General features: G+C 62.0%; 9 protein-coding genes and 1 pseudogene. 4 read left to right on the top strand and 6 right to left on the bottom strand.

All coding sequences use genetic code 11. From position 1 onward, the window contains the following. Positions 1 to 180 precede the first annotated feature (180 nt). From GO308_RS14350 to GO308_RS14365, 4 genes and pseudogenes are all read left to right on the top strand, one after another. Positions 181 to 336: pseudogene (locus tag GO308_RS14350) on the top strand (transposase); the annotation flags it as partial. Further along, positions 326 to 613 carry a Fic family protein gene (locus GO308_RS14355; RefSeq protein ID WP_240885934.1) on the top strand — a complete coding sequence of 96 codons (288 nt, stop codon included), beginning with the start codon at positions 326 to 328 and terminating at the stop codon, positions 611 to 613. The pseudogene GO308_RS14350 and the gene GO308_RS14355, both read left to right, overlap by 11 nt. 490 nt (positions 614 to 1,103) lie before the next feature. Next, positions 1,104 to 2,345 carry an NUDIX domain-containing protein gene (locus tag GO308_RS14360; protein WP_240885936.1) on the top strand — a complete coding sequence of 414 codons (1,242 nt, stop codon included), beginning with the start codon at positions 1,104 to 1,106 and terminating at the stop codon, positions 2,343 to 2,345. A gap of 13 nt (positions 2,346 to 2,358) precedes the next feature. Beyond that, on the top strand, positions 2,359 to 3,039 hold the full coding sequence (locus tag GO308_RS14365) for a hypothetical protein (RefSeq protein ID WP_240885937.1): 681 nt from the start codon (positions 2,359 to 2,361) through the stop codon (positions 3,037 to 3,039). Between the two features lie 261 nt (positions 3,040 to 3,300). On the opposite strand, the gene GO308_RS14370 is transcribed toward GO308_RS14365, so the two are convergent. The 6 genes from GO308_RS14370 to GO308_RS14395 form a co-directional block, all read right to left on the bottom strand. Next, a complete protein-coding gene (locus GO308_RS14370) occupies positions 3,301 to 3,654 on the bottom strand; it encodes a hypothetical protein (RefSeq protein WP_240885939.1) in 354 nt (117 codons plus the stop codon). Then, positions 3,655 to 4,044: a Fic family protein gene (locus GO308_RS14375; protein ID WP_240885940.1), complete on the bottom strand. Its 390-nt coding sequence runs from the start codon at positions 4,042 to 4,044 to the stop codon at positions 3,655 to 3,657. Continuing rightward, complete coding sequence (locus GO308_RS14380; RefSeq protein ID WP_066477880.1) at positions 4,044 to 4,325, bottom strand: hypothetical protein; 282 nt, start codon at positions 4,323 to 4,325, stop codon at positions 4,044 to 4,046. Before GO308_RS14380 ends, GO308_RS14375 begins: the two co-directional genes overlap by 1 nt. 90 nt (positions 4,326 to 4,415) lie before the next feature. After that, positions 4,416 to 5,207, bottom strand: coding sequence for a hypothetical protein (locus GO308_RS14385; RefSeq protein WP_240885941.1), 792 nt, complete (start codon positions 5,205 to 5,207; stop codon positions 4,416 to 4,418). 10 nt (positions 5,208 to 5,217) lie between these two features. Next, complete coding sequence (locus GO308_RS14390; RefSeq protein ID WP_240885942.1) at positions 5,218 to 6,069, bottom strand: GIY-YIG nuclease family protein; 852 nt, start codon at positions 6,067 to 6,069, stop codon at positions 5,218 to 5,220. Further along, positions 6,066 to 10,148 carry a BREX-1 system adenine-specific DNA-methyltransferase PglX gene (locus GO308_RS14395; protein ID WP_240885943.1) on the bottom strand — a complete coding sequence of 1,361 codons (4,083 nt, stop codon included), beginning with the start codon at positions 10,146 to 10,148 and terminating at the stop codon, positions 6,066 to 6,068. The genes GO308_RS14390 and GO308_RS14395 overlap by 4 nt, the downstream gene beginning before the upstream one ends. Positions 10,149 to 10,392 lie beyond the last annotated feature (244 nt).

Here is a 10,392-nt window from a genome sequence, read left to right on the forward strand (position 1 = left end):
CTTGCCTTATACGTTCTGTAGCTGCCGAGTAGCTGACATGCTAGGCGGCGTGGACAGATTTCAAGGGCGTCATCTGACAGTTTGAACGGCTGCTCGTTTTCTGGTCCGCTTTGGACTGGTGACGCGCTTTTCTGAAACGCCCCCGGTTTGAGGTAGATTCCTCGATTGAGGAGGACGGAAATGAAGCGCGGCAGATTTGCGGAGGAGCAGAGCATCGTGATCGTGCGCGAGCAGGCGGCTGGCTCGTCGACGGCAGAGGTGTGCCGGAAGTACGGTGTGAGCAGCGCGACGTTCTACAAGCATAGGGCGACGTACGGCGGCATGGATGCGAGCCAGCGTCGCGCATCTTTGGTTCGAATCCATCCATCCGTTCGAGGACGGCAATGGGCACCTCGGTCGCGCGATCACCGAGAAGCTCCTCGCGCTAGGCCTCGACGCGCCGGCGATCACCGCGCTTGCAGAAGCCATCCAACGCCATCGAACGGACGATTACGCGCAACTGCAGCGCGCGAGCCTCTCCAACCAGATCAATGAAGGTGCCATCGTGGCGAGCACACCGTGTTCAGATCCGGTGAGCGTGGAAGGACTGATGCCCAGCCGGGCCTTGCCGTAACACCCGCCGCGCGAGAAGCAGCGGATCGAGCCCGAACAGGGCAGTTGCACCTGTCGCAATTGCTTCGCTGCGGCGCGTCTGGCCAAAGTCCGAAGTCGGCAAGGTCATCGCCCATGACCGCAAGCGCTGGATCGCGCTCTCGCGGTTCATCAACGACGTCCGCCTTTAGATCGACAACAACATCGCCGACCGGGCCGCTGCGAGCTGCTTTTTAATGCTGGATGCACCCCGCCCCAATTGAAAACGGTCGCAGCCGATGAGCGGTCGGGATTATCTCATGTCCCCCCGTTTATTATATGTACTTTATTGCCGTTGTGTTGACTGAACTCCGGATTTGCGCTCTTATTCTGACGACAGCGCGTTGAGTCGCCTAATGATAGAGTATGTGCGACGCATCACGTAGGTTGAACATCAACCGCTCAGTCTCGGGAAAGAGAAGGTCTGGACATAAGGCACTGAGAGATGATTGGTTCGATGCACAGATCATTACATGCGGGTAAGAAATGGCAGTTTATTGCAGGTTTGTAGGTGCTTCAATGAGAATGAACCTGGTTTTGCTTGGCATTTGGGAGGTGCCTACCAGCAAAGGCTCGCGATCGACGTGCTGACCCGATACGTGATCTGTGGCCTTGACGAACTTGAAAGGCAGGCTGCCGACACGTTCACACACCTTGTGTCGATCCGAGACCCAGGTACAGACCCGCCATCGATCTGCGCGTCGTTCAGCGACGATCGCCTTCTATCCCTTGAGTTCGATGATGTGATCGAACCCGCCGCCGGAAAGGTGCTACCGCAGCCCGAGCACATGGCGGAAATTCTGCGGTTCGGCCGCCGGGTGATCGAACATCCGAACGCCAGGACGCTGGTTCATTGCCATGGGGGTATTTCGCGTTCGACGGCAGCAGCCATCGCACTCATGGCCCAGGCGGAGCCCGGGGCGGACGAACTCGCGATCATGGAGATGGTTGCCGAGGCACGGACGCTCGCTTGGCCCAATTCGCGGTTGATTGGGTTTGCTGATGGGCAACTCGGTCGCGGTGGCGGCTTGTCATCGGCGCTGACGGCTTTCCAGGTCCGGCGCATTGTCGCGGCGCCCCACATCATCCCCATCCTGCAAAAGAACGGGCGTGGGGTGGATGTCGCGTCTGCTCAAGCACATTTGGGGCTTCGGTCCGCCGCCTGTGTCGACCAAATCTCGCGACGGCATGACGACGGGCTATTTGCGGCAGCCGTTGACGAAAATGGCGATGGCGAGGCACGGCATCTGGAAGCCCGGCGCAATACGGGCTTTTTCGGCGCCCGGGCGTCTGGCTGCATCTTCATGGCAAGGTCTACCGGCCGCTTTCTGATGGTGCGTCGCTCCGCGATGGTGGACCAGCCAAATAGCTGGGGCACTGTCGGGGGAGCGCATCACGCTGACGAAGACCCAATTAGCAGTGCTCTTCGTGAGGCTCGCGAAGAAATCGGCTATGCGGGCTGTGCAGAGATGGTCGATCTGTACGATTTCACGCGGGACACTTTCACGTATCGCAACTTCCTCGCTGTGGTGGAACGGGAGTTCCAACCCGCGCTCAACTGGGAATGCGCGAGCGCGATGTGGGTCGATTACGGATGCTGGCCGCACCCGCTCCATTTCGGATTGGCGACGTTGTTGGCCGATGCGCAAGCGTTGCAAACCATGAAACATTACTCTGAAACTCGGGATTCGGCACCTTCCATCACAGAGATTTGAGGAGAGGGCGAGCATGTCACCAAATGTGGCGTATCCTGAACATCTCTATCATCTCACTTCGCTAGAGGCATGGGAGAAAATTCGGCAGTGCGGCGGATTGGTGCCGCAAGTGAATCCGCTGGGCAACTATGCTTTTGAACTCAATAGCTTTGTTCACCACTGGACGCGGACGACTCGATTCTTTGGAAGTGCGACTCAGGCTATAACCCTTGGTCTCTTCGGTAGGGGGCATGATCGGCTGATCCTGCTGAAACTCAGGGTCAATCCGGAAGAGGACGAAATAGCAGTTCAGGACCTGAGCAGCATGTTCGATCGTCTGGATACGAGATCGTATATGAGCACCGTCTACACTTGCGCATCTTTCCCTTGGGGCGGCAAATCCATACCGGAGCTCATGATTAGAACAAGGACGGGGGCCCCCTTCCCGCTGGACCGCATCGAGGTGCTCCATGAGATCCGTCTGTCCACGTTCGGAAACGTGAAGACCTTGGGCAGCCGAAGGTACGATCCTGAACGGTTGTGCGCTCGGATCCTCGGCAGAGAGCAGCAGCCTCTAACGTGGCAAAAATACAAGAAAATTCGGTTCATGAAGTGGCACTATCGTCTCCTCGTGATCCGTGCTTTCTTGGGGCGGTGGCGTATCGCTAAAGTGGCCGCGGCTTCGAAGAAATGCCCTGAAGATATTACTCAGTAGAAGTCGCCGATCCGTAACGTGAAACTTCCCATCAACTGGATGTCGACCGGCGCGGGACTTCGGCTCTGACGCCGTCTTGATCATCTCCGTCATCTCGTTCCGGTCAGCCGGGCCTCGAGAAGGTCGAGTTTTTCGCGCCCGTCATCCGACGTTTGACCGTAAGCGTGTTATGAGGGCCGCGGCTTACGGTACTGCTGCGACGGGTTGCTCGTTTGCCCGGCGCCAATTCCAGGGCATCAGCTCGTCCCGACGCGATGGGGGTCAGCCGAGGTCTGCCCGCCCCGTTACGATAGCCCGGACCGGATATAGCCGCGGAAACCAACGCTCCACAACGTCGACCGGGAAGCCCAGCCGCACCGCCGATTTGTGGCTTGGCGTCGTCGCCACCAGCAAACCCTTCGCCAGCAGCGAAGCGACGACCTCACGGCCCTTGCGCTCCTGATAGCCGGTCAGCCGACCCGCTTCGCCACGCGACAATTCGCCGGTCATCAAAGCCTCGCGCAGGATTGGAAATGCGCCCCGCGGAAACGGACCGGCCCGCGCTTCGTCATCGGCATAGGCTTCGATCCGGCGCAGCAGCTCTTGCGGTTCAAGAAGCGAGGCCATGTAGCGCATCTAATCGACGCAGGTCCGCAGGAAGAAATCGCAAAACTCGACCAGCCCCGCCTGTGTGAGCGCGCCCCGCCCATCGCGGTCCCTACGACGCGGGCCATCGGCCACCGCCAGCAGCGCATTGTATCGCTGCGCATCACGGGCAAGCCCGCGCGACATGGACCAGAGGCTCGTCCCGATCCCCAGGCGCTTGAAGAGCGCATGGCTCATCAGCCGGATCACCCGGCCGTTGCCGTCGAGAAACGGGTGAATCCAGAGCAGGCGGTGATGAACCGCGCCGACTGACTCGATCCGCCGCATCTGGTTGAGGCGCGCCGGATTATAGGCCTCCTCGAACCGCGCCAGGAATCGCGGCAGGTCGTCAGCGTCGGGCGGAAGATGCCGACCGACCATCACTTCCCGCTGGTGGAGTCCCGCGCCTGTGGATGACGCGGCAGCTTTGCCTTGGATGCGGCGGCGGGACTAGCCATCGTATCGCTCTTTACGCCCTTGCCGGCAGATCGCGTGCAATCGCTGATCCACGTCTCAACGCGCCCGCGCAATTTGCCAGCCGCATGGGTGTTGCGGTGGCGAAGTTCAGACAGGATCAGGTCGAGTTCACTGGCCTTGTCCCAGTTGCGCTCCGCCATGGCGCTCAACTGATCGAGGGACAGGTTAGCGAGAAGGCGGGCCATGTAGCGACTCGTATCTGAAGTGATGCACGCACGGAAGGATGTGCCTATACAAGGCGCCAATAAGGTCGATGATTGGGAATTTACCTCTCCCTAGAAAAGCTTGTTCAGCAGCTTGGGCTCGCTCGACTTCAACCGTTCCAGCATCGTGTTGACGTAGAACATATCCGGGCTGGCCAGTGCCGGCAGGATGACGACGAGATAATCGGGCGCTTCCTTGTCGAGCAGGAAGGTTACCAGCCCCACGCCATGAATGCTGCACAGCGACTTGAGGCGGCTCATGTCGTCGCTGCTCGTCGTCCGGGGCACGACGATATAGCTTTTGTGCGAGAACAGCCGGTACGCGACCGCCTGGCCAAAGGCGACGACCGGCAGGGAGGGCGTCGCCTTGATTTCTGCGGCGATGATCTGCGGCTCGAAGCGGAAAATGTCCTGCGCACGCGGCTTCATCACGCCGAGCACATCGGGGGTGCCCCATTTGCCGCCCAGGCTGCTCCCGCCCAGCGGTTCGGCGACCGTCGCCTCGTCATTTTCGACCAGCCATTCGGCGAAGCTGGCGTAAAAATCTTTTTCGGTGAGCGTACCGGTCGCACCCGGCGTCGCATCACCGATCGGCACCGTCGCGATCGCTTCGTCGGCGGCAACTGCATCGGCAGCATCGGCATCGACATATTTGGCGAGCTGGTAGGTGCCCCGTGCGACCTTCACGATGTCGTCGGAGCTTGAAAAAAGCCCATGGGTTGCACCCCTGATCGAATTGAATGGCGTGTCGGGATCGACGCGCTGAATCTCCCCCAGGATTTCGTTCCAACGCAAACCGCCGGGCGAATTCTCCAGAATTTCGATGGTGCGATCCTGAATCTGCTTGCGATTGAGCTTTGCCATTCATCCCCCCTCAATTCCGGTTCAGCCCCATTTCGCGGCTCTGCAGCTTGGCCTTCCAAAGTTGTTCGGTCACCAGAATATCTTCGACCGACGCGGAAGACGCACAGACTTCGAGGATGCTGACCTGATAGTCGCTGGGATCGCGGCTCTTGAGCGCGACGTTGCCGCCGTGCCCGGTCGCGACATACCCCAGCCACCGCGACAGGAAGCCGCCCTCGCCGCTCGCCGACCCGACATATTGTTCGCGCGTGCGCGGGCATGTCAGCAGATAGACGCCACGCGAAGCACGCAGCACCGCAGCCCAAGCGGGCGGCATCGCCTCCAGGTCGGAAAGCTGCCGCAGGAAGCGCGCGTGGCCGGGATAATCGGGCTCGCGATAAGCGCGGAGAAGTTCCTCGATCGGCTTGCGCTGGCGGTCGGCACGCTGAATCCAGCTGCGCATCCCCGGTCCCCAATCGACCGTGAGACGACCGATATAGCCCGAGAGCGCTTCGAGCGGGCGCAGATCGTAGAGATCCGGGTCAATGCAGCCCAACGCTGCCTCGGTCTGGCCCGACAAGGGATCGATCCGATCGAACGGCGCGGTGCCGGTGCGCGTCGCATCGTACAGCCCAACGAAAAGCGTCGTTGCCGCCGGCGTCACGACAAAGCTCGCCCAGACCGGCGCGTGCAGCTTGGCGCGGCTCGCCTGGGCCTGGACCGACTGGTAGTCATCGAACTGGCCGTCGCCCTCGCGCCACAGCGTAAACGGCGTCCGGCCAGCGGGGCCGCGCGCCTGATGGCGCAACAGACGGACATCGGCGGGCGCGATCGACGCTTTGCCGAGCAGATCGGCGAAATCCAGCGGCGCCGCTGCGCTCACCCCGCAACCTCGGCATCGGGCTGGCCCGCGATCAGTGCGTTGATCCAGGCGAGGCACAGGTCGCGGCTGCGATAGCTGCCCCATCTTGCCGCCTCTTCGCGTTCGACGATGGGGAAGGTCGAATAGATGTAGCGGATGTCGTCGCGGCTTTGCGCGGGGTCGGCTGGATCGAACACGCCGTAGAGGATAAAATAGAGCGCATCGAGCTTGGCGCGCAGCCGCAGCCGCCGATCCTCATCCCAGATGAAGGGCGGCAACACGTCGCCGTTCGCACCAACATGCACCATGTCGCGCGCGAAGGCAGCGAGGTCGTGCGCGGTGTAGCTCAGTTCCAGCACCGCCGCGCGGACGATGTCGGCGGCGGTCTTGGGGCCGAAGGTTCGGGCATAGGCGGCGGGCGGGATGACCGGGAGTTGTTCGACCAAATACCAGGCGAGGTGATTGCCATGGACCTTCTGGCGGGCAAGATAATCGAGCACCGTGCTGTTGAGATTGGCAAGCGCCAGCGGCGCAGCCTCAACATAGCTTTTGGCGCTCGCACCCTTTGTCGGAAACAGCACGGGAAGGGTATGACCCGCGCCGAAGCGCGGGATGATTGCCGTTATCGTAGTCCTGGCATTGGTGACGGATGTGACGTCCTTGAGCGACAGGCACCAATCGGTCGGGGCATCCCAGCCGGTATCGCTGGCCTTTACCCAATAGCGTGGCGTCGGCTGACGGGCCGGATCGCGGTGATCATCTTCCGTCAGGTCAGCGCCCTGTCCCGACCGGAATACATTGGCCTCAGCCAGCACGATATCCGATGCGCGATGATCGAAGGCCTGAACCATCTTGCCCTCATAGAGCGGCACCCATTTCCCATCGGCTGACTCGAACCGATTGCCGCCCACCGGCCAGGCGCTTTCATCGCCTTCCAGTTCAGCGCGCGTACGAAACTTCCCGCTGTCGTTAGCCATGTCGAGCATTCGGACATAGCGCAGCGGCCATAGCGGTTGACTATCGCCATCGGAACGATCTGCCCACACCGGCAGGCGCGCGTAGATGCCCGACGTAATTTCCTTGTCCCGGCGTGATCGGAAGATCGGGGCTGTGCCGCTGTTTGGATTTATGCGCGCGATTTCTTCAGCGGTGATCGGAAAGACGCGATCGGGGTCGGCGATTTCGGCGAGGTCGCGGATGAAGAAGCCGTAGGATGCGCCGTCGAAATGGCGATCGACGCCGCCCGCGATGTAGGCGCAGAATTTGAATCGATAATAGACATCGGGGAAAAACAGGCTGCCGTCATATCGCTTGTTGAAGAAGTCGATGACCCGATGGACCTGCTTGTCGCCGGTCACCTTGCGGAAGAATGCAGCCGAGCTTTGATCGGAGGCGATGCCCGACGGGATTAGCAGGCCAACCATGCCGCCGGGCTTCACCAGCGCATGGCCGCGTTCGACGAAAAGCGAATTCAAATTGGTGTCGCCACCCGACAGCAGCGGATAATACCCGGACTTGCGGGCCATCCGCGCTGTGTCGATTGCGCGCTGTTCAGCGTGGCTGAAATCATCCCAGAGCGGATCGCCATCGGTCTTCAGCCTGGCGATCATCCGCGCCCGGTCCGATGCGCGCTGCGCCAGCGCGATCTCAGGCCGCCGCGCCGCAAACCATTCGACCTGTTGCAGCTTGATCCGGTCCCACGGTGGATTGCCGACGACAGCATCGAACCCGCCTTCACGGCCCTTGCTCGCCCAATTGTCCCACACGCCGGGAAACGCGATCTGCCAGTTGAGGAAGCGCTCTTCGCCGATCAGCGCGCGGGCACGTTCCCAGATCGCGGTGAAGGCGGCGACTTCCTCCGGCTTCGCGCTGCCCTCTGCCGGGGCCTTGCGTCCGCGCGCGATCGGCATCGGGTCGCCGAAGCGCCCGTCGAGCCACAGCCGCACCAGCGGCCGCTGATCACGCGGCAAGTTGAGCCAGTCGAGCGCGTGGATGAAGCTGACGAACCCGTCGAGCTCGCCGGTCATCAGCTCGACATCATCATACATCGCCGCCGAACGATGCGCCTCGGCGATCTCGACATCGGTCAGCGCCTCGATCGTCTTCATGGCTTCCGCCGATCGCTGGGCATTGCGCAGCGCGTCGATGTAGAACAGCTCGCCGCCCGCACCCGCCTTGTCGATCGCGTCGCGCACCCACAGCCCGAACAGGCTGTCGCCGCTGCGCAGGTGATGATCGATGAACGACAGCGGCGCGCCGACCGTGAAGGTGTGCAGCCACAGCGCGACCTTGGCGAGCTCGACCGCCATCGGGTTCTTGTCGACGCCGTAAACGCAGCGCTTCAGCACCATGCGGCGGACGATGTGGCGATCGTCGAGCTGTTCGGGATCGATCGTCCAATTCGCCGCGCGCGCATTGCGCTGGATCGTGGCGCGGATGTCCTCGATCTTGTCGGCAAGCGGCGAGGTGTAGTGCAGATCGGCGCCAAGCACTGCGACTTCGGCCATCGCGTCGAGCACATGATCCGCCAGCGTATCGACCAGGCTGACGAGGAAATGGCCCGAGCCCATCGCAGGGTCGCACACCCGCAGCGACAGGATGGCATTGGCCGGGTCGGCATCGCGCAAGGTCCGCCGCTGATAGTCTTCGGCATCCTTGGGATCGAGCTTGCCTAGCGCTGTACGGAACGCATCCAGACGTTCGGTGATGAGCGGTTCGAGCGTTTCGTCGAGGATCAGGCCGACCAGTTCGTCGGGCGTGTAATAGCTGCCGCTGTTCTTGCGTGCGAACAGGTTCGGCCGGACGGTGAGCACGCCATTCTCGTCGCGGATCAGCTCGAACTCGAGCAGCCGTTCGTAGATCGACCCGAGCTGTTGAACCGACAGATCGCGGTAGTTGATATAGCGCCGCTCGCCCGACGAGCGCTCGTAGGACAGCGCATCGAGTGCCGGGGCCATGACGCTGTCGGGCACGCGCGCGGCGCTGAGCAACGGCGTACCGGCAGTCGCGAACAGCCCGCCATTGTAGGGCGGGATGCCGACCGATCCGTCGCCCTGGTCGATGATCCGCGACAGATCGGCGACGTGGCTCCAGATGCGCGCGGCGGACGATGAAAACGCATCACCACTGGTGATCCGCCGACCGACATCCAGCCGCAGCGGGCGGAGCGCATAATCATCGTAGCGCGGGTCATTGACCGGCAGCAGGTCGCGATCCTCGGCATAAAGCAGGAACAGCAGCCGATAGAGCAGCACCAGCGCGGCATCGCGCACATCGCCCAGTGGCGCATCCGGCGCACTGTCCGCGATCGCGGTGGCAAGGCTGGGGAAGACGATATCGAACACCAGCTTGGACAGGCTGGCGGCGACGCGCTCTTCGTAAAAGGCTGCTTCGGCACGAGCGCGGTCGTGGAACGAGCGTTGGTCTGTGCCGTCGCGCAGGAACGCCTCGCGCCCGAACATGACCGCGAAAACACGCAGCCAATGGTCGCGCGTCGCGGCATCGGCGAACAGATCGTCGCCGCCCAGCCCAAGCACGCGACCCAGATCGATTTCCAGAAATTCTTCCGAAATCGACCGCGCGCCCGCCCAGTAAAGCCGCCAGCGCGTGCCGTTGGTGAGGATGCCCCAGCGCAGCGCGCCGCCCGTCAGATCGTCAATCCGGCGCAGATAGCGCAGCATCTGTGTGGACGGGGCGGTGGTTTCATCGCGGCCGGATGCACGGTCGAGCGGGCGCGCCCAACGCTTGCTTTCGACGACCGCGAGGCCGTGCGCATAGCGCCGCCATTGGTCGCCTAGCGCGTTGGCGGATGCCTTTGCCGCGGCGTCGGCGAACAGCAAACCATCGGGCACGTCATCGCGCCCTGTGACAGTCAGATTCTGCTGACGAAGTGATTCCGACCAGCCCAGCGCTGCCAGCACCGGCCAGATGAAATCGTCCTCGGTCTGGCTTTCGTTCGTGCGCTGGTTCTGCGGAAACGCCGCGGCGATCTCATTGAACCGCGCGCGCAATCCGGCCACGTCGACGGCGCGATACGCAGCGGTGGCCGTGATCGCTTCGACGAGATAATCGGTGGTGAACAGCGCACCGGAAATGAACAACCCAGAATCAGTCAGATGCGCCCCCTCCGTGTCGTGGAGAGTAGCGAGGCGCACCGCTTCTGGCAAAGTCCAGTGCCACGAAAACCATTCTCGTAGGATATCGCTTTCCCTGCCGTCGTATCCGTCCGGTCGTTGCACGTCAGGCGGCCAGACGATGATTAGCCGCCCAGTTCCACGGCAGGAGATCGTCGAGTCGGTTGGCGGGATGGCCGTCCACCATGCGTTCGATGACGTCGCGCAGCCA

It is taken from the genome of Sphingomonas sp. SFZ2018-12 (genome assembly GCF_022496715.1).
Taxonomy (GTDB): domain Bacteria; phylum Pseudomonadota; class Alphaproteobacteria; order Sphingomonadales; family Sphingomonadaceae; genus Sphingomonas.

Coding starts and splice junctions, on each gene's coding strand:
- GO308_RS14355 (WP_240885934.1), top strand. CDS start 326: ATGCGAGCCAGCGTCGCGCATCTTTGGTTCGAATCCATCCATCCGTTC.
- GO308_RS14375 (WP_240885940.1), bottom strand. CDS start 4,044: ATGGTCGGTCGGCATCTTCCGCCCGACGCTGACGACCTGCCGCGATTC.
- GO308_RS14380 (WP_066477880.1), bottom strand. CDS start 4,325: ATGGCCCGCCTTCTCGCTAACCTGTCCCTCGATCAGTTGAGCGCCATG.
- GO308_RS14385 (WP_240885941.1), bottom strand. CDS start 5,207: ATGGCAAAGCTCAATCGCAAGCAGATTCAGGATCGCACCATCGAAATT.
- GO308_RS14360 (WP_240885936.1), top strand. CDS start 1,104: ATGCGGGTAAGAAATGGCAGTTTATTGCAGGTTTGTAGGTGCTTCAAT.
- GO308_RS14365 (WP_240885937.1), top strand. CDS start 2,359: ATGTCACCAAATGTGGCGTATCCTGAACATCTCTATCATCTCACTTCG.
- GO308_RS14370 (WP_240885939.1), bottom strand. CDS start 3,654: ATGCGCTACATGGCCTCGCTTCTTGAACCGCAAGAGCTGCTGCGCCGG.